16 protein-coding genes are annotated in these 19,611 nt (G+C 72.2%); 14 read left to right on the top strand and 2 right to left on the bottom strand.

Annotation, left to right across the window (positions count from 1 at the left end):
* The first annotated feature begins 43 nt into the window (after positions 1-43).
* From FXO23_RS38295 to FXO23_RS38240, 12 genes are all read left to right on the top strand, one after another.
* Positions 44-1,156 (top strand): hypothetical protein, encoded by a 1,113-nt coding sequence (locus tag FXO23_RS38295; protein WP_158891577.1) that lies wholly within the window; start codon positions 44-46, stop codon positions 1,154-1,156.
* Positions 1,153-1,791, top strand: coding sequence for a hypothetical protein (locus tag FXO23_RS38290; protein ID WP_158891575.1), 639 nt, complete (start codon positions 1,153-1,155; stop codon positions 1,789-1,791). The genes FXO23_RS38295 and FXO23_RS38290 overlap by 4 nt, the downstream gene beginning before the upstream one ends.
* A 16-nt stretch (positions 1,792-1,807) precedes the next feature.
* Complete coding sequence (locus FXO23_RS38285; protein WP_158891573.1) at positions 1,808-2,140, top strand: LysM peptidoglycan-binding domain-containing protein; 333 nt, start codon at positions 1,808-1,810, stop codon at positions 2,138-2,140.
* Positions 2,141-2,143: 3 nt separating this feature from the next.
* A complete protein-coding gene (locus FXO23_RS38280; RefSeq protein WP_158891571.1) occupies positions 2,144-3,274 on the top strand; it encodes a hypothetical protein in 1,131 nt (376 codons plus the stop codon).
* A 12-nt stretch (positions 3,275-3,286) separates the two neighbouring features.
* Positions 3,287-3,799, top strand: coding sequence for a phage baseplate assembly protein V (locus FXO23_RS38275; RefSeq protein WP_158891569.1), 513 nt, complete (start codon positions 3,287-3,289; stop codon positions 3,797-3,799).
* A gap of 19 nt (positions 3,800-3,818) precedes the next feature.
* Positions 3,819-4,151, top strand: coding sequence for a hypothetical protein (locus FXO23_RS38270; protein WP_158891567.1), 333 nt, complete (start codon positions 3,819-3,821; stop codon positions 4,149-4,151).
* The gene (locus FXO23_RS38265; protein WP_158891565.1) at positions 4,148-4,516 is read left to right on the top strand and encodes a GPW/gp25 family protein; all 369 of its coding nucleotides are present in this window, start codon (positions 4,148-4,150) and stop codon (positions 4,514-4,516) included. The genes FXO23_RS38270 and FXO23_RS38265 overlap by 4 nt, the downstream gene beginning before the upstream one ends.
* Complete coding sequence (locus tag FXO23_RS38260; RefSeq protein ID WP_218952281.1) at positions 4,513-7,632, top strand: putative baseplate assembly protein; 3,120 nt, start codon at positions 4,513-4,515, stop codon at positions 7,630-7,632. Before FXO23_RS38265 ends, FXO23_RS38260 begins: the two co-directional genes overlap by 4 nt.
* Positions 7,633-7,803: 171 nt before the next feature.
* Entirely contained in the window at positions 7,804-11,502 is a 3,699-nt protein-coding gene (locus tag FXO23_RS38255) for a putative baseplate assembly protein (RefSeq protein ID WP_158891563.1), read from the top strand.
* A gap of 169 nt (positions 11,503-11,671) precedes the next feature.
* Positions 11,672-13,861 carry a hypothetical protein gene (locus FXO23_RS38250; RefSeq protein ID WP_158891561.1) on the top strand — a complete coding sequence of 730 codons (2,190 nt, stop codon included), beginning with the start codon at positions 11,672-11,674 and terminating at the stop codon, positions 13,859-13,861.
* A gap of 11 nt (positions 13,862-13,872) precedes the next feature.
* On the top strand, positions 13,873-15,225 hold the full coding sequence (locus tag FXO23_RS38245; protein ID WP_158891559.1) for a DUF6519 domain-containing protein: 1,353 nt from the start codon (positions 13,873-13,875) through the stop codon (positions 15,223-15,225).
* Positions 15,226-15,257: 32 nt separating this feature from the next.
* The gene (locus FXO23_RS38240) at positions 15,258-15,803 is read left to right on the top strand and encodes a GrpB family protein (protein WP_158891557.1); all 546 of its coding nucleotides are present in this window, start codon (positions 15,258-15,260) and stop codon (positions 15,801-15,803) included.
* A gap of 30 nt (positions 15,804-15,833) precedes the next feature.
* On the opposite strand, the gene FXO23_RS38235 is transcribed toward FXO23_RS38240, so the two are convergent.
* The gene (locus tag FXO23_RS38235) at positions 15,834-16,238 is read right to left on the bottom strand and encodes a cyclic nucleotide-binding domain-containing protein (protein ID WP_158891555.1); all 405 of its coding nucleotides are present in this window, start codon (positions 16,236-16,238) and stop codon (positions 15,834-15,836) included.
* Positions 16,239-16,248: 10 nt separating this feature from the next.
* A complete protein-coding gene (locus FXO23_RS38230; protein ID WP_158891553.1) occupies positions 16,249-16,836 on the bottom strand; it encodes a DUF1707 SHOCT-like domain-containing protein in 588 nt (195 codons plus the stop codon).
* A 210-nt stretch (positions 16,837-17,046) separates the two neighbouring features.
* On the opposite strand from FXO23_RS38230, the gene FXO23_RS38225 reads away from it, so the two are divergent.
* Positions 17,047-18,660: an FAD-dependent monooxygenase gene (locus tag FXO23_RS38225; RefSeq protein WP_158891551.1), complete on the top strand. Its 1,614-nt coding sequence runs from the start codon at positions 17,047-17,049 to the stop codon at positions 18,658-18,660.
* A 48-nt stretch (positions 18,661-18,708) separates the two neighbouring features.
* Positions 18,709-19,380, top strand: coding sequence for a molybdopterin cofactor-binding domain-containing protein (locus FXO23_RS38220; protein WP_218952280.1), 672 nt, complete (start codon positions 18,709-18,711; stop codon positions 19,378-19,380).
* Positions 19,381-19,611 lie beyond the last annotated feature (231 nt).

Raw genomic sequence — 19,611 nt, 5'->3', positions numbered from 1 at the left:
CAACGGAAACGAAATGGACAGGCTTACCGTGGAGGAAACGCCTGTGCATTACTTTCCGGTGACCCGGCACGGCGAAGTGATCGGATATGTCTGGGCGTCGGACGTGCTCGACCACGGTGACTACATCCAGCGCCGGGCCGCCGGCTCGACCGGATTCGACGCCGCGAAGGTGTGGACGGAAAGGCTGATCGAAGCCCACGACGACGGACTCACCTGGCGGCAAGCCCTGCACCGGTGGGCGGGCCGGGCGGAGCACCCGATCGGCGGCGGAATCCCGGCGGGCGCCCGGGAAGAAGAAGCGCGCAACCTGCGTGCACTGGAGGATTCCGCGTTCCACGTCGAAGGGGAGGACCTGTCGCACGTCGTCGTGCTGTCCGACGCGGGCTCGCCGCCGTCACGGCTCGATCCGGGCGGTCAGCGGCCGCGGGGCTGGCGCGCGGGGCGTTCCCGGGAACCGGTTCGCGAGGAAGGCGGAGAGGACGCCGCTCCGGACGGGATCTTCTACGTTCCGGTCACCAAGTCCGGCGAGGTCATCGGTTACCTCTGGGCGTCGGCGGCGGATGACGACGCATCCTTCGTGCGCAAGGTGACGAACTCGGCCGACGCGGATCTCCGGTGGTACGAGCGGCTCGATCGGGCCGAGGCAGACGGGCTGACGCCGCGCGAGGCCTTGCGGCGATGGGTCGGCGAACCCGAAGACACCGAGGCGGGCGGGATCTCACCAGGCACGGTGGAGCGGTGGGCGCCGAACTCACAGGCTCTGCTGGAACTCGCGAATCCGTCACTCGCGCGCAAAGCGACTCCGGTCGCGGGCTACCCGGCGTCAGCCGAGGGTGCGGTCCGATACCTCCCGATCACGCTGGACGACCAGGTGCTGGGTTATCTGTGGGCGGCGGAGACCGAGGACGCGGCGGGCTATGTCAGGCGGGCGTCCGCCGGTGCGGACGGCCTGCGGGCCGGAACCTGGTGGCGGTCCCGGCTGGCCGAGGCGAGGGAGGCGGGCCTGCCGCCGCTGGCCGCGTTGCGGAATTGGGTCGGCCTGCCGTCATACCTGGAGTCGGGTGGCATCGCCGCCGACGCCGAAGAGGGGCGGGCAGCAAGCCTGCGTGCCCTCAAGGACCTCGCCGCGCGCGGTGATCGAGAGGACGGATCATGACCGGTTATCTCGACATACCCAAGCCGGTGCGGTCGGGGATCGTGATCGTGGATCCCCTGCGCGGCACCCCGCAGCGGGTCATCGTGATGCAGTTCAATCCGGAGACCCTGGAGCGTTCCCTCGCGCCGCAGGCGGCCGGGGCCGAGCAGGGGGATCGGACCGAGGCGTTGCGGCTCAAGGGGCCCGCGATCGAGACGTGGAAGTTCACCGCCGAGATCGACGCGACCGATCAGTTGGAAGTCCCCGCCCCGCAGGGGATTCACCCGCAGCTGGCCACCCTGGAGATGCTGATCAACGCGCCGAGTGCGCGGATCCGGGCCAATCAGGTGCTCGCGGAGGCGGGGACGCTGGAGATCACGCCGGTGGAGAGCCCGCTGACGTTGTTCACCTGGGGCGGCAACCGGGTACTTCCGGTGCGGCTGACCGAACTCGCCATCACCGAGGACACCTTCGACGTCGACCTCAACCCGATCCGCGCGATCGTCAACCTCGGCCTGCGGGTGCTGTCGTCGAGTGACCTGCCGGCCGGGCACCGGGGCGCCGAGCTGTACCTGGCGCATCTGGCGCAGAAGGAACGACTGGCCGGGGCCGCCGCGTCCGGGCGCCTGGAAACGCTGGGACTCACCGGGATCTGACCAAAAGGGGACCGCGATGACGAATCCGATGACCTCGCCCTATCCGCGTACCAGCCGCTATCACGGCGTCGAATCCGCCGTCCACCGCACCCGCGGCGGGCAGGAGGTCCCCTACCTGAAACCCCGGCTGCCGCCCCAGCCGGACGTGTTCACCACGGTCCGGGTGCACGAGGTGCGCGAGGGCGACCGGTCCGACGTGCTCGCCGACCGCTACCTCGGCGACGCCGGGCAGTGGTGGCGCATCGCCGACGCGAATCCCGTGCTCGATCCGCGCGAGCTGACCGGCACGCCCGGTCGCCGGATCCGCATCACCCTGCCCGAGGGTGTGCCCGGAACAGCGGGTCAGTGACCGATGCCCGAGATCGCGCCGATCCACCTCACCCTGCTGATGGGGCCGCGGATCGTGGCACCCGTCCCGCAGCCGGTCACCGACGCGCTGCTGTCCGCGCAGGTCACCGTCACCGCCGGCCAGCGCAGCGGGTTCCAGCTCTCCTTCGACCTGAGCCACCGCGGGGTGATCAGCCGCGAACTGCTGCCCGGCGGCGCCTTCGACCCGCAGGTCCGGGTCGTCCTCGCGGTCACCGTGTCCGGCACGGTCTCCGTGCTCATGGACGGCGTGATCACCCGCCAGGAGGTGGCGATCTCGGGCGTCCCCGGCCAGTCCACGCTGACCGTCACCGGCGAGGACCTGACCGTGCTGATGGATCTCGAGGAACGCGCGGGCGTCCCGTTCCCCGCGATGGGCCCGGCCGCCCGGGTCTCCGCGATCATCGGCCGGTACGCGCAGTACGGCATCACGCCGCAGGTGATCCCCGAACTCATCCCGCAGGCCCCGATGCCGACCCAGCGCATCGACTTCCAGAAGGGCACCGACCTCGCGTACGTCAACGAACTGGCCAAGGCCAACGGGTACGTCTTCTACCTCGACCCCGGGCCGGTCCCCGGGGTCAGCCGGGGCTACTGGGGGCCGGAGGTCCGCCTCGGCGTCCCGCAGCACGCGATCAACGTCAACATGGACCATCTGTCCACAGTGGATCAGTTGACGTTCGGTTTCGACGGCGCGGCGCGGGAGGAACCGGTGGCGCGCGTGCAGATCCCGGCGACCCGGACCGACACCGTGCTCCCGGTGCCCGAGGTCAGCGTGCTGCGCCCGCCGCTGGCCCGCCGCCCGGCGCCCGCGCTGAAGAAGCGGGTCATCGACGACACCGCGAAGAAGGACGCCCCGCAGGCGTTCGCCGAAACGCTGGCGAAGGTCATCGAATCCTCGGACGCGGTCAGCGGTTCCGGGCAGCTCGACGTCGTGCGCTACGGGTACGTGCTGCGCCCGCGCGAACTGGTCGGCGTGCGCGGCGCGGGCATCACCTACGACGGCCGCTACTACGTCAAGAGCGTCACCCACAACCTGCAACGCGGCTCCTACACGCAGAACTTCACGCTCGCCCGGGAGGGCCTGATCGCTTTGCACTCCACGGCCATCCCGTAGCTGGAGGGAAACATGCCCGAAGACACCCGGTATCTCGGCAAGTACCGAGGAACCGTCGTCAACAACGTGGACCCGATGCGCCAGGGCCGCATCCAGGTCCGGGTGCCGGACGTCCTCGGCGACGCCACCTCCTCCTGGGCGATGCCGTGCTTCCCGGTGGCCGGGCGGCAAACCGGCGTCTACACCGTGCCCACGGTCGGCGCCGGGGTCTGGGTCGAGTTCGAACAGGGCGACGTGAGCTACCCGATCTGGGTCGGCTGCTGGTACGGCGCGGGCGAGGAGGTGCCGGAACCGGCGCTCGAAGGCGATCCGAACCAGCCGAACCTCGTGGTGCGCACCCCGCGCGGCAACCTGCTGCTGATGTCCGATCTCCCCGGAGGGCCGGGGATCACGCTGCGCACCGCCGCGGGCGCGTCGATCGTGGTCAACGACTCGGGCATCACGATCTCCAACGGCAAAGGCGCGTCGATCGCCCTCGCCGGTTCCACCGTGACCATCAACGAGGGCGCCTTCGCCATCACCTGAGACCTGAAGGAGGCAGAAGATGCCGGGAAACCTGTTGTCCGTCAACGCGACCATCACCTGCCCGCACGGTGGGCACGCCACCCCGCGGCCCGGGCAGACGCGGACGCTCGTCGACGGGCACGCCGTCGCCACGATCGCGCACTTCTACACGGTCACCGGCTGCCCGTTCACCGTCGCCGGGAAACCGCAGCCCTGCGTGACCATCCAGTGGACGCAGCCGAGCGAACGGCTCACGGTCGGCGGTTCGCCGGTGCTGCTGCGCGGATCGACGGGCGTCTGCCAGACCGCGGACCGGATCCCGCAGGGGCCGCCGCTGATCTCGGTCGTCCAGGAACGGGGAGCAGGCCGATGAGGACGGACCTCGCGTTCCCGTACCGGGTGGACAGCCAGGGCCGCACCGCGACCGCGTCCTACGACGACCACGTCCGGCAGATGATCCGGCAACTGCTGTTCACCAGCCCCGGCGAACGGGTCATGCGGCCCGACTTCGGGTGCGGCCTGCTCGATCTGGTCTTCGAACCGAACAGCCCGGAACTCGCGTCGACCCTGCAGCTGTCGGTGCAGGCCGCGCTGCAGCGCTGGCTCGGCGACGTGATCGAGATCGAGACGCTGGAGATCGTCAGCGAGGACAACGTGGTGCGGATCCGGCTCGACTACGTGGTGCTCGCGACCGGCACCCGGCGCACCGACGTCTTCGGGAACGGGGGCCCGTCGTGACCACAGTGGACTGCCGGACCGATCAGCGCCGGAGCGACGTGCGCGCGGCCCGCTACAACGGCCTGGACTGGGTCGAGGCGAACGACGACGGCACGGTCCTCACCGCGGCCTTCCTCGGCCGGGCGCCGCGACGGCTCGGCCCGGCGAACGTCCGCATCGACGGCGGCCGCCGGATCACCGGCATCCACGCGGTGGACGTGCGGGTCGAACTCGCCGACGATCCCGACCTCGACGATCTCGTGCACATCACCGTGAACACCGCCGGGGACACCTCGACCTACATTCTGAGCATTGTCGAGGCGGGCCCGCACGGGCGGCCGGGAACCACGCCGTACCGCGGTTTCGATCCGCGTTACGCCTCGGCGGAGTTCACCTTCCGCCCCGCCTGCCCGACCGATTTCGACTGCGCGGAAGCGGAACCTTGCCCACCACCGGACAAGAACGAGCCCGTCATCGACTACACCGCGCGGGACTACGCGAGCCTGCGGCGGTCGCTGCTGGACCGGATGACGCTCACCGCGGGGAACTGGGTCGAACGGCACGCGCCCGACCTCGGCGTCACCCTCGCCGAGGTCCTGGCCTACGTCGGCGACCAGATCTCCTACCAGCAGGACGCGGTGGCCGCCGAGGCGTACCTGGACACCGCCCGCCGCCGGGTCTCGGTGCGGCGGCACGTCCGGCTGGTGGACTACGCGATGCACGACGGCTGCAACGCCCGCGCCTGGGTGGCCCTGCGCGCGGACCGGAAGGTCACGCTGAACCCCGGCGACTACCGGTTCGTCGCGGTCGACCTCGGCTCGCTCGATCCGCGCGACCGGCCGGACCTCGGCACGGTGATCTCCGACGAGGACCTGGCGGCCCTGCCGCCCGCGGCCGCGGTGGAGGTGTTCGAACCGCTGCGCCCCGGCGCGGTGACCGTGCGGCCGACGCACAACCGGATCCCGTTCTACACCTGGGGCGAGGCGGAGTGCTGCCTGCCCGCGGGCGCCACCTCGGCGACGCTCGCCGACGCGTGGCTGCGGCACACCGAAGAGGAAATCCGGGAAGAATCCGCGCACCGGCGGCGTGCGCTGCGACTGCGGCCCGGGGACGTGCTCGTCCTCGAGGAGGTGCTCGGCCCGCGCACCGGCGCCCCGGCCGACGCGGATCCGGCGCACCGCCAGGCCGTGCGCCTCACCTCGGTCACGCCCGCCGTCGACGAGTTGTACGACCAGCCGGTGCTGGAGGTCACCTGGGATCCCGAGGACGCGCTCGGGTTCGCCCTGTGCCTGTCCGCACGCGGCGGCCCGGACTGCGCGTTGCTCACCGACGTGAGCGTGGCGACCGGGAACGTGGTGCTCGTCGATCACGGCCGGGACCTCACCTACTGCGTCGGCGAACCGGAGGAGATCCCGGTGCCGCCCGCGGCGGTCCCCGCGCCTTCCTGCGCGCCGCCCGCGTTCGGCTGCCCGGATCGGGGCGAGACCGCTCCGGCCGCCGAGCTGATCCACGCGCTGCTGGCGAAGGCCCGCGCGGGAACGCCACTGGACGCCGACGAACTGTCCGGACTCGTTCCGCTGCTCGGCCAGGCCGCCGTGGACCGGTCCGGGCTCGTGGCCGACGCGCCCGCGCCGGATCAGGCCGCGATGCTGGAAACGCTGCTCGCCCAGGTCACCTATCCCGCGCTGCGACCGCGGTTCCGGCCCCGGCTGCGCGAGGCGCCGGTCACCCAGCGGACCGCGTTCCCCGATCCCGCGCGGATCGCCCGGGCGCAGGCGCGGTCGCTCGAAGCGATTCCGGGCCGGGTGCGGTCCTGGCTCGATCGGGTGTGGCGCCAGGTGCGCGGCGGCGAGCGGCCGACCGACGCGCAGCTCGCCGCGCTGACCGCGCTGTTCACCGCCGAGGTCCTGGACGAGGTGGACCTCGAAGAGCACCCGGAGCGCGCGCTCGCGGAGCTGATCGCCCGGTTCGACCGGCTGCTGGCGGGAAAGCTCCGGCGGCTGGCCGCGCTGACCCGCCGGGCGCGGGCCGGGGAAGTGCTCGGCGCGGACGCCGTCTGGGAGATCGGCGAGAGCTGGGGAGCCGACCACGCCGACGGGCTCGATTCCGCCGACCCCTTGTTGTCCGGACCTGCCTCTGCCGCCGTCGCCCAGGATCCGCGCGCGGCGCTGCCCGCGGTCGAGGTGCGGGCGGACGAGTCCGGACCCTGGCTGCCGCGCCGCGATCTGCTCGCCAGCGGTCCCCGCGATCGCCATTTCGTCGGTGAACTCGAGGACGACGGCAGGCTCGCGCTGCGGTTCGGGGAACACGGCCACGGCAGCCCACCGCCGCCGGGCGGACTGCTGAAGGTCCGGTACCGCGTCGGCAACGGGATCGCCGGGAACGTCGGCGCCGAGGCGGTCAACCACCTCGTGCTGTGCTGCGGGGCCGGCGACGGGGAAGGGATCACCGGGGTCCGCAATCCGCTGCCCGCGACCGGCGGGACCGAACCGGAACCCCTGGACCAGGTGCGCCAACTCGCCCCGCTCGCCTTGCGCCGCACCAAACTCCGCGCGGTCACCGCCGCCGACTACGCCGAACTCGCAAGCGCGGTCTTCGGCGTGCGACGGGCCGCCGCGCAGCTGCGGTGGACCGGCACCGGTGAGGAGATCCGGGTCGCGCTCGACCCGGTCGGCGCGGGAACCGCCGATCCCGGCCTGATCGACGCGGCCACCGCCGCGCTGGAGTCCTACCGGCGGATCGGGCACCAGCTCGCCGTCGTCCCGGCCCAGCTGGTGCCGGTGGAACTGGAGCTGACCGTCTGCGCCGAGCCCGGGCACCACCGGGGCACCGTGGGCGCCGCCGTGCGCCGCGTCCTCGGCACCGGGGTGCTCGACGGGGGGCGGCTCGGGTTCTTCCACCCCGACGCGCTGACCTTCGGCGAACCGGTGCGCGCGAGCCGGATCGTCGCGGCCGTGAGCGCCGTGCCGGGGGTGGCGAGTGTCCTGGTCACCAAGCTCAAACGGCAGTTCCGCCCGGCGGGCGGTGAACTCGAGGACGGGTTGCTTCCCTTGGGGCCGCTGGAGATCGCGCAACTGGACAACGATTCCGCCCGGCCGGAGAACGGAAAGCTGACGATCGTGTTCGGACGGAGATGACGAAAACATGCGATGCCTGCATGAGGTGAACAGCCGAACGCGCCCCGGCCGAAGGCCCCGCTATCGCGGGGGCAGGGCGCCCGTCGACGCTGACCGCAAGCCGAAGTACGCAGGTCGCGCCCTGTCAACGCGATCGCGGTCGCGCGTTTCGAACAAACACGGAGGCGCGCGATGAGTGGCTGCGGTTGTTGCGAAGGAACCCAGGTCGCCACGCCGGTCGCGGTGGCCAATCCGCCGGGGCTCAGCGAAATCGCGTTCCGCGCGGGCACCCACGGCGAGTTCCTCGCCAGCATGCTCGCGCGGTTGTCCAGCCCGGCCTACCCGGCGCTGGCCGGGCTCACCGTACGGTCCACATCGGACTATTCGATCGCGCTGCTGGACGGCTGGGCGATGCTGGCCGATCTGCTCACCTTCTACACCGAACGGATCGCGAACGAGGGCTACCTCCGCACCGCGACCGACGAACGCTCGCTGCGGCTGCTCGGCAGGCTCGTCGGCCACCTGCCGCGGCCGGGCGTCTCGGCCGGGACGTACCTCGCGTACACGCTCGACCAGGATCCCCGCCTCGGCGAGGACACCGAGGTCACGATCCCGCGCGGCGCGCGCAGCCAGAGCGTGCCCGGTCCGGGCGAGGAGGCGGTGCCGTTCGAGACCGGCGCGGACCTGCCCGCCCGCTGGGCGTGGAACGACCTCGCGGTGCGGTCGCGGCGTCCGTACCAGCTTTCCCTGGAGGGGCTGGGCAAACGCGGGCAGGTGCACCTCGCCGGGACCGCGACGAACGTCAAACCCGGCGACCGGCTGCTGTTCGTCTTCGGCACCGAACGCGAACGGCAGTCGCTGCTCGTGGTGCCCCGCGTGGAGACCGACGCGAAGGCGGGCATCACCGTGGTCGGGCTGCCCGAACCCGCGCTGCCGGATTTCGCCGGGCTCACCGCGCGGTTCCACGCGTTCGTGGCGGCCGCGCGAGCCGACCAGATGTACGACCGCAGCCGGATCGTGCGCCGGTTCACCGAAGACGTGCTCGCCCCCGTCGACGCGGACCTGCCGAGGAAGATCACCACGCCCACCGAATACGGCGAACGCCTCGACGACGTGCTGGCCCGGCTCGACGAGACCCTCGCGCTGGCCCGACAGTACGAGAACGTGCACCAGTGGCTCACCGGACGGCAGGCCGAACTGGTGGCGCTGCGGGCCGCGGTGGCGCGGCTGGAACCGGCCCAGCCCCGGCCGGAACCCGAGTCGCTGTACGACGCGCTGCGCCTGGGCGCCGACGCCGGGCCGCCGGACTCGCCCGCGGTCGCCGGGCTCGGGGCGCTGCTCGGCGCGCTGCGCACGCCGCCTTCGCGGCCCCCGGCCGATCCCCGGGAGCTGCCCCGGGATCCCGGCGAGCTGTTCGCCCCCGGTTCGGACCTGGGCGCGCGGCTGCTCGCGCTGCTCGACGCGCGGCTGCGCGAAACGCTCTACCCGGCGTGGCAACGGGTCGATCTCACCGCACCGCAACGGTTGCAGGACCTGCAGGCGATGCGCGTGACGGCGACCCCGTTCGGCGCGACCGCCCCGCTGAAACCGGACTACGACGACGCGGGCCGGCTCATTGGGCACGTCGAATGGCCGCTGCTCGGCAACCAGGTCCTCGGCGTCACCGTGCTCTACGATGACGCCGGGACCGTGCCCGAACGCGGCGTGTTCACCTGGGCCGACGCCGGGCAGACCTCCCGGTCCGAGCAGCGGCTGACCGCGGACACCGAGTTCGACTTCGGCCCAGGCCGGGTCGCGATCACCGTGCGGGAGTCCACTTCGGACGAACAGGGCGTCGTCCTCGGTTTCCGGCCGAACCTGCCGCAGCGCACGGTGTTCGTCTCCCGGGTGGCCGACGGGCTGGTGCACGTGACCATCGGCAACGGCACGACCCTGGACTTCCGGCTGGCCGAAGGCGAGCTGCGGCGCGCGGCCCACGGCGAACTGCAGGTGACCGTGCGCCGGACGGCCGCGGGCGAGGGAGCCCCGTCCACCGTGCAGGTCTCGTTCGAGGCGTCGCTCGCGCTGACCGCCCGCAACGTGCTCGCGCTCGACGCGCAGTACGAAGGCATCGCACCGGACACCTGGGTGGTCGTGCAGCGGCCGCGCAAGGGGCAGGACGGCGGCGTGCCCGGCGACCGCGCGCTGAGCGAGGTGATCACCCGCGTGCGCGGCGTCCGCGTGGTGTCCCGGGCGGATTTCGGGATCACCGGCAAGGTCACCGAGCTGACGCTGGACGCCGACTGGCTGGACGCGCAGGACACGCTGCTCTCGCACATCCGCGACACCACGGTGTACGTGCGCGGCGAATCGCTGCACCTGGCCACCGAGCCCATCACCGCGGACGTCGGCGGCCGCGAGATCGAACTGGCCGCGCTGTACCAGGCGCTGGAACCCGGCCGGTGGATCGTGGTGACCGGCGAGCGCACCGACATCCCGGACACCCGCGGGGTGCGCGGCACCGAACTCGCCATGATCGGCGCGGTCCGGCAGACGGTGGACCCCGACCGCCCCGGCGATCCGGTGCACACCGTGCTCACCCTGGCCGCGCCGCTGGCCTACACCTACCGCCGGGACAGCGTGCACCTGCACGCGAACGTCACCGCCGCCACCCACGGGGCGTCGAAGAACGAACCCATCGGCAGCGGGGACGCGAGCAAGACCAACCAGAGCTTCACCCTGTTCTCCGGCCCGCTCACCTGGCTGCCCGCGGACAACCCACGCGGTGCCCGGAGCACTCTGGAGATCCGGGTGGACGGCGTGCTGTGGTCCGAAGTGGACAGTCTCGCCGGGCGCGGTCCCGCGGAGAAGGTCTACGTCACCGGCGCCGACCGGACCGGGCGGACCACGGTGACCTTCGGCGACGGGGTGCACGGCGCGCGGCTGCCGACCGGTCACGAGAACGTCGTGGCGAGCTACCGGATCGGCATCGGCCGGGCCGGGAACGTCGCCGCGGGCAAGGTGATCCAGCTGCTCACCCGGCCGCTGTGGGTGTCCGGGGTGACCAATCCGCTCCCGGCGACCGGCGGCGCCGATCCGGACGACACCGGGCAGATCCGGCGCGGCATCCCGCTCGCGGTCACCGCGCTGGACCGGCTCGTGTCGGTGCCGGACTACCAGGACTTCGCCCGGGCCCGGGCCGGGATCGGGCGGGCGAGCGCACGGCGCCTCTCCGACGGCGGCCGGGAGATCGTGCACGTGACCGTGGCCGGGGTGGACGACGTTCCGCTCGAGGCGACCTCGGGAATCGTGCGCTCGCTGCACGGTGCGCTGAGCGAACTCGGCTCGCCGCAGCTGCCGGTCGCGGTGGCGGTGCGGGAACTGGTCCTGCTGGTCGTGTCCGCCCGGATCAAGGTAACCACCGGACACGAATTCCGCGCCGTCGAACCGGCCGTCCGGGCCGCACTCCTGGACCGCCTCGGGTTCGCCCGGCGGGAACTCGGGCAGCCCGCCCACCTGTCCGAGGTCGTGGTCGCCGCGCAGTCGGTGCCGGGGGTGGACCACGTCGACGTGGACGTGTTCGCCGGGGTCCCGGGCGACATCACCCCGGCGCGGCTGGCCGAGCTGGCCGAGACGCTCACCGAACCGCGCCCGGTCGTCCCCGCCCGGCTGGCCACCTTCGACGAAACCCGGTACGTCGTCGCGCCGCCGGACGAGACGCTGCGGGCGATCGCGGCGCGGAACGGCATCACGGTCACCGAACTGCTGCGGCTCAACCCGGACATCACCGACGCGGGCCCGGTGCCCGGGGGGACCTCGGTGCTGGTGTTCCGCGGTATCCGTCCCGCGCAACTGGCGGTGCTGTCCCCGGCGGTGCCGGACACGCTGATCCTCGAGGAGGTCAAGGCATGACACCTCCCAAGTCAAGTCGCGGCACTCAAGCCGACCACAGCGCGCGCCCCGGCCGACAGGCCCCGCTATCGGGGCGGCAGGGCGCCCTGGCCGCCAAAGTGCGGGGCGATCTCAAGTCGCGCCCTGGCGACCCGATCGCGGACGCGCGCAGACCCGCGAAGGAGCCAGCATGACCGACGCCGACCGGCTTTTCGAACTGCTGCCGCGCTACCACCGGCGTTCCGACGCCGAGACCGGCGGGCCGCTGCGGGCACTGCTCGCGGTGCTCGCCGAACAGGCGAACCTGGTCACCGCCGAGGTCGAGCAGCTGTACGAGAACTGGTTCATCGAGACCTGCCAGGACTGGGTGGTGCCCTACCTCGGCGACCTGGTCGGCTACCGGCTGCTCGGCGGCTACGCCGAGGCCCTCGCCGCCGGGGAGGGGGCGCGGCAGCTCGCGGCCCGGCTCGCCCCGCGCCGCGACGTGGCCGACACGGTCGCCGCGCGGCGGCGGAAGGGCACCCTGCCGCTGCTGGAGGAGATCGCCGCCTCGGTCGCCGGCTGGCCGTCGCGCGCGGTGGAGTTCCTCCCGCTGGTGGCCGCCACCCAGCCGGTACGGCTGTTCGGCGCGGACGTCCGTACGGCTGCCGGGGGCACGCTCGTCGACCTGCGGCAAGGCGACCGGCTCGATCTGCTCGGCACCCCGTTCGACGGCCTGGCCCACGCCGTCGAGACCCCGCGCATCACCGGGGAGCGCAGGCAGGGCCGGTACGCGCCCCCGGAGGTCGGGCTGTTCGTCTGGCGGCTGAAGCCGTACTCGATCACCCGCGCGCCCGCGTACTGCATCGACCGCGCGCGCAGCCTGTACACGTTCTCCATTCTCGGCAACGACGTGCCGCTGGTGACCCGGCCGGTGCCCGAGCCGTCCCCGGCGCACCTGGCCGCCGAGGAGAACGTCCCGGCGTTCATCCGGCGGCGCGCGCTGCGCGACCGGCTCGCCGACTTCTACGGGCCCGGCAAGAGTTTCGTCATCTACCGCGACGGCGACGCCGAACCGGTGCCGTTGCGCGACATCGTGGTCGCCGATCTGTCCCGCTGGGCCTACCGGCCGCGCCGCGGCCAGGTCCTGGTCGACCCGGTGCTCGGGCGGATCGCGTTCAGCTCGCGCGGCGCCCCGCAGCGCGGGGTGTGGGTGAGCTACCACTACGCGTTCCCCGACGACCTCGGCGGCGGCGAGTACCCCCGGACGCGGGCCACCAGCCCGGCGGTGGCCGTCTACCGCGTCGGGCCCGGCGAGGAGCACGAGCGGATCACCCAGGCCTACGAGCACTGGAAGCGGGACAACGCGGACTTCGGGGCGCCCGAGGCGATCATCGAGATCACCCACAGCGGCGCGTACCAGGAGCAGCTCGAGTTCGTCCTGGACCCGGGGGACCGGCTGGAAGTCCGCGCGGCCGAGGGCGCGCGACCGGTGCTGCGGCTGCTCGACTGGTACAGCAACCGGCCGGATTCCCTGCAGATCCGCGGAAATCCGTGCGGCGAGGACGACGACCGGCCGCCGCCGCGGATCGTCCTGGACGGCCTGCTGGTCACCGGGCGCGGGGTGAGCGTGACCGGGCCGGTCGGCGCGGTGGTGATCCGGCACAGCACGCTGGTCCCCGGCTGGTCGCTGGAGCCGCGGTGCGAACCCAGCCACCCCGAGGAACCCAGTGTGGTGCTGGAGAACACCGAAACCTGCCTGCAGATCGAACGTTCGATCCTCGGCACCATCCTGGTGATCACCGACGAGGTGCACGCCGAACCGAACCCGATCCACCTCGCGGACAGCGTGCTGGACGCGACCGGCCCGGACCGCGAGGCGCTGTCCGCGCCGGACTGCCTGCCCGCCAACGCGATCCTGCACGTCCACCGGAGCACGGTGCTCGGCGAGGTGCATACGCACGCCATCCGGATCGGGGAGAACAGCGTCTTCGACGGGCGGGTCAACGTGGCCCGGCGCGGGCTCGGCTGCCTGCGGTTCTGTTCCGTGCCACCGGGTTCGCGGACGCCCCGGCGCTACCACTGCCAGCCGGACCTGGTCTGGGCGGCACTGCGCGAGGCCGCCGAGCGCGGCGAAGCCGACCCGGGCGAGCTGCCCGCGCTGCGTGCCCTGGAAGCGCAGCGGGTGCGCCCCGAATTCACCAGCCGCCGCTACGGCACCCCGGCCTACGCGCAGCTCGCGGCGAGCTGCGCGCCGGAGATCGCCCGAGGCGCCGAGGACGGTTCGGAACTCGGGGTCTACCACGACCTCTTCCAGCCGCAGCGCGCGGACAACCTGCGGGCCCGGCTGCTGGAGTTCTCGCCGGCCGGCACCGACACCGGAATCGTTTACGCCACCTAGGAGGAATGGACATGAAGGGCGACTTCTCGCGGCTGACGAACCGGGCGGGACAGTATTCCGGTGTCCTGCTGCAACAGGGCCGGGTGCAGCTCGACGCCGACGCCAACGAACAGGCGGCGATCCAGCTCGCACTGGCCCGCCGGACCGCGGCCGACGTCATCGGTGCGCACGGCGGCCCGGCCGACGGCTTCGAGATCAAGTACGTGCCGCGCTCGGAGAAGAAGGATCCGGCCAGCCTGGAAATCCGCAGTGGACGGTACTATGTGGACGGTGTGCTGGTGGACTCGGCCCGGCCCGCGCCGCCGCGGCCGGTGGACGGCCCGGCTCCCGCGCAGCCCGGGCCGTGGACGTACTGGGACCAGCCCTTCGCCTACCTGGACCCGGAACGCGAGGCCGACGCGTTGCCGGACAAGTTCCCGTTCCTGGTCTACCTGGTGGCCTTCGAGCAGTTCGTGACCGTGCTGGAGGATCCCGCGCTCACCGAGACCGCGCTCGGCGCCCTGCTGCCCGACACCGCGGGCCGCACCCGCGTCGCCTGGCAGGTGCGGCCGCTGGTGCTCGACGGCGGCAACGATCCGGCGGCCGCGTTCGACAAATGGGTGCGGGACCGGCGGGCTCGCACGAGCTACCTCGCCGCGCGGACCGAGAAACCGGCCCGGGTCGAGGACGATCCGTGCATCCTGTCCCCGGACGCCGCCTACCGCGGACCGGCGAACCAGCTCTACCGGGTCGAGGTCCACCGCGGCGGCGACGCGGGCAAGGCCACGGTCAAATGGTCGCGGGACAACGGTTCGGTCGCGGTCGGCATCCGTTCGGTCGACGGCCCGTGGGTGACCGTGGCGTCCCTGGGCCGCGACGACAAGCTCGCGCTGCACGTCGGCGACTGGACCGAAGTCTCCGACGACGCGTACGCGGCCAGGGGAGAGGTGGCGCCCCTGCTGCGGGTCGAGGAGGTCGACCTGCCGGGTCGTCGCGTCCGTCTCTCCGCCGAACCGCGCCCGCAGGTGGCCCGCCACACCTCCCGGCACCCGCTGCTGCGCCGGTGGGACCACCGCGCGGCATCCGGCCGGGGCGCGCCGAAACTGGAGGAGGGCGCGATCCGGGTCGCCGAGGACACCTGGCTGGATCTGGAGGACGGCGTGCAGGTGCGGTTCCAGTCCGGTGGCAGCTACGTCCCCGGCGACTACTGGCTGATCCCCGCCCGGACGCTCATCGCGGACGTGGAATGGCCGCGGGACTCCGCCGGGCGGCCGCTGCTTTCCCCGCCGCACGGTGTCGAACGCCATTATGCCCCGCTCGCCTGGATCCGGAGCGCCACCGACATCCAGCACCTGCGCAAGACGTTCAAGCCGCTCACCGGATAGCCCACGGGAACCCCCGCGACCACACTGTGACCATGACCCGCGTGATCGAGATCGCCGACTACGGCCCGGAGTGGCCGGAGCGCTTCGCCGAACTCGGCGCCGCGCTGCGTGCCGCACTGGGCGCGGTGGCCGTGCGGATCGACCACATCGGATCGACCGCCGTTCCCGGGCTGGCCGCCAAACCGGTGATCGACGTGCAGATTTCGGTGGTGTCGTTCGAACCCCTCGCGGCGTTCCGGGACCCGCTGGAGGAACTCGGGTACGTATACCGGGCGGACAACCCGGAACGCACGAAGCGGTACTTCCGGGAACGCCCCGGCACCCGCCGGACACATGTCCACGTGCGGCGCGCGGGGAGCTTCTCCGAGCAGTTTCCCTTGCTGCTCCGGGACTTCCTCCGGGCACACCCGGAGGAGGCGGCCGGGTTCGCCGCGGTGAAGCGGCGCCTCGCGGCCCGTTTCCGGTACGACGGCGGCGGCTACACCGAGGCCAAGAACCCGCACGTGTGGGATCTGGTCCGCCGCGCCGACGAATGGGCACAGCGCATGGGGTGGGTTCCCGGGCCCAGCGATGCCTGATCACCGCGGGTGCGCGGTCGATCCGATCGGTCAGTCGCGGGTGGTCCGGCCCGCGATGGCCTCGTCCACCGCCCGGGCGAACGCGGGCAGCTTCGCCACGAGCCGGCCGAACTTCCGCGAGCTCAGCCGCAGCGCCAGCACCGGGGTGGCCGCCGACACCGTGGCCGCGCGCAACGTGTCCTGCTGCAGGGAGGTTTCGCCCACGATGGTGCCCGGGTCCAGGGTCGCGACCAGTTCGCGCCCCAGCCAGACGGTGAGTTGTCCTTCCAGCAGTATGTAGGCGGCGTCTCCGGGCGTGCCCTCGGAAATCAGCGGCCAGCCCTGCGGGAAGGTCACCCGGCGCCCGTAGCGCAGGACCTTCGCGGTTTCTTCCGCGGAGAGTTGCCGGAACAGGGGGAGCTTGGCGATTTCCGGGGGCGGTGAAACGTTCTTCATGAGGGAATCCCTACTGCCGTGACCGGCGCCTGCGTTTTCCGGACGGATTCCGCGGCTTGCGAACGACCTTCACCGAACCCCAGAAGGCCAGCCCGGTGACGCGGACCGTCGGCGCGGTCACCGGTGGCCGCGGGAGTCCCGAGCCGCGGGCGAGGCGGAACCCGCCCATCAGCCCCGTGCCGTCGACCTCGACGGTCACGTCGTCGGGCACCACGATCTTGATCCCGCCCATGATCGCCACGGCGCTGATGGTGGAGTGTCCCGCGGTGAGCCGGGCGCGGCGCAGGTCGAGGTCGGCCCCGCCCCAGAAGGCCAGGCTGGAATGTTTCGGTGGCAGGACCCAGTCGTCCTTGCGGCTGAGGCCGGACATCACGGCGACCGACTTCCGCGGGCCGTGCTCTTCCCGGCCGCCGGCGGGCAGATCGGCGAGCAGGGGTTCGAATTCCGCGATGGTCCGGGCGGCATAGACCTTGCCCAGCCGGTTTTCCAGTTCTTCCGTGGTGATCCGGCCGGTGCTCATGGCGTCGTACAGCAGTCGCGCCACCTTTTCGCGGTCGGAATCGGCCGCGCGAATCGCCGATCGGTCGTCCTCGGTCATGGGTCGTGAGTGTAAGTGCGGCCGGTGGCGCGGCAGGCGAACGCGATCGGGAATTGATCGCCGCCGAATCGCCGCCCGATTCCGGCTTGATCCGCGGCCTCCCCGGCCGGGTGTGGCACCGGTGGTGAGGCGGCTCTCGTTGACTGCTTGCCTTCAACTCGACTTGAGCTGGCAAAGTGCTGGGGCTCAACTGGGGTGAGGGGGAACGACATGGCCGCTGAGCACGTGCCCGTCCTGGTCGTCGGCGCCGGACCGGTCGGGGTGTCCACCGCCGTCTTCCTGTCGCACTGGGGCGTCCGCCCGCTGGTGATCGACAAGCGCGACCCCACCAGGGAACCGCCGCGGGCCGGGATGAGCCTGCGCACCCACGAGATATACCGCCTGATGGGGCTGGGCCCCGCGGTGGCGGAGGCGGGCTGGATCGGCTACGGCGCGACCCGCGGTGTGGTCCGGGACAGCGCGTTGGGCACGACGATGGGCCGCCTCGACGCGCCGGAGGCTTACCTCCGGCGGCACGAGACCGCCAGCCCGGCCGATTCCCGGTTGCAGCTGCGGCACCGCCGGCTGCTCCACGTTGCGCTGGACGAGCTCCGCCGCCGCGACGTCACGGTGCGGTTCGACACCCGCCTGGTCGACTTCGCCGCCGACGGCACCGGGGTGCGGGCCGTGGTCGCCGACACCGGCACCGGCGCGCGGCGGGAGATCACCGCCGACTACCTGGTCGCCGCGGACGGCGCCGGCAGCGGCGTGCGCAAGCGGCTGGGCATCACCATGCCGGACCGGGAGGTCATCGAACAGCTCAACACCGCGTTCTACAGCGCGGATCTCGGCGGGTTCGCGGAGGAATGGCAGGCGCACGGGTGCTTTGTGCGCAACGACAAGGTCTTCGCCGCGATGTTCTCCATGGACGGCGAGAAGCAGTGGGCCACGGCCATCATGGACTACCCGGGCAAACCGGCCGAGCGCACGGAGCTGTCCGAGGAGCGGACCGTCGAGCTGCTGCACGCCGCGATCGGTGACGACAGCATCGAGATCGAGCTGCACGAGGTGAACGCGTGGGAGGCCGCCGTCGGCATGGCCTCGTCGTTCCGGCAGGGCCGGATCTTCCTGGTCGGCGACGCCGCCCACGTGCAGAGCCCGGCCGGTGCGCTGGGCATGAACACCGGCATCCAGGACAGCCACAACCTGGCTTGGAAGCTCGCCGCGGTGCTCGGCGGCGTGGCCGGACCGGGGCTGCTGGACACCTACGAGCCGGAACGCCGGGTCGCGGCGACGGCGTCGCTGGCGCTGGCCCGCGGCCTGCACGAGGGATTCCAGTCCGAGCGGGACGGCCTGAGCGATCTGCACGCCAGGATGGCGGCCACCTACCTGCGCGGCATGCTGTGCTACGGCTACCCCGAGGGGGCCGTGCTCACCGACGGCACGCCGGACGGTGCGCCGGACGTCCTGGAGAACCGCGGGTGGCCGGGGTACCGGTTCCCGCACGTGTGGCTGGGCTCCGGCGCGAGCCGGGTGTCCACAGTGGACCTCATCGGCACGTCGTGGACGCTGCTGTGCGGGCCGCGGGGCCGGCCGTGGCGGTTCGCCGCGGACGCCGCGGTGCGGGAGTTCGGGATCGACCTGCGGTGCCACCGGATCGGCGGCGAGGCCCCGGAGGTGACCGCCGAACAGCAGGAGGAGTTCTGCGTCGCGGCCGGGATCGAGCCGGACGGCGCGGCGCTGGTTCGCCCGGACGGGTTCCTCGCCTGGCGCACCGCGACGCTCGATCCGGAGCCGCACACGCGCCTGCGTGCCGTGCTCGGGGAGTTGCTGGACCGGCGCTGACCCGCACGGCGAACCTCGAACTCGAGCCCACCTTCCCGGGTGCGCGTGATGCGGTCGCGTACAGGAGGCGACCGGCTCACCCTGTACGACGCGACCCAGGGGATCGTGGCGTCCCAGCGGACAGTCGCCGCCTACCTGGGCATCCCACCGGCGAAGGTGCGGGTGATCTGCGGCAACACCATGTCGCCCACCTTCACCCGCGGGCCCGGCGAGGCGTCCGGCATGATCGCGCTGGAGTGTACGCTCGACGAGGTCGCGCACCGCCTCGGCATCGATCCGCTGGAGATCCGGATCCGCAACCACGCCGAACTCGATCCGGAGAGCGGGAACCCGTGGTCCAGCGACGGCGCGCTGGAGTGCTACCGGCGCGCGGCCGAACGGTTCGGCTGGGCGAACGCCAGCCTCGGCGAGTATCTGGTCCCGGTCAACATGGACGCCCCGGACGTCGACATCGAATTCGTCGAGGTGGACGACTCGGTGGTGAATCCGCTCGGCGTCAAGGGAATCGGCGAACTGGGCATGATCGGCGCGGCGGCGGCCATCGTAACGCCGTCCACCACGCCACCGGAAAGCGCATGCGCGACCTTCCCATCCGCATCGAACACCTGCTCGACATCGCTTAGAAACTCGGCCAGCCGCTGCACTTCTCTGTGCCCGCTGGTCGGGGTTCGTGGAGTGGTTCGGGTCGGCTGGGGTAAGTACCGCCGGTGGGGGTGGTGATGGCAATGGCGCCGTCGGGTTGCGGCTCGAATCGCCAGCCGGGTTGATCTTTCAGGTAGTGGTGGCGTTCGCACCAGCCGCCGAGGTTGGCCTTGTCGGTGTTTCCGCCCTTCGCCCAGTCTTCGGTGTGGTCGATGTCCGCGCACTGCGCGGGGCGGCTGCAGCCGGGTGCCCGGCATTCGCGGTCGCGGAGGCGGATGTAGCGGTCCAATGCGGCGGGTGGGCGGTAAC

It is taken from the genome of Amycolatopsis anabasis, assembly GCF_009765355.1.
GTDB classification, from domain to species: domain Bacteria; phylum Actinomycetota; class Actinomycetes; order Mycobacteriales; family Pseudonocardiaceae; genus Amycolatopsis; species Amycolatopsis anabasis.
This window is presented reverse-complemented; position numbering and strand designations above follow the sequence as displayed.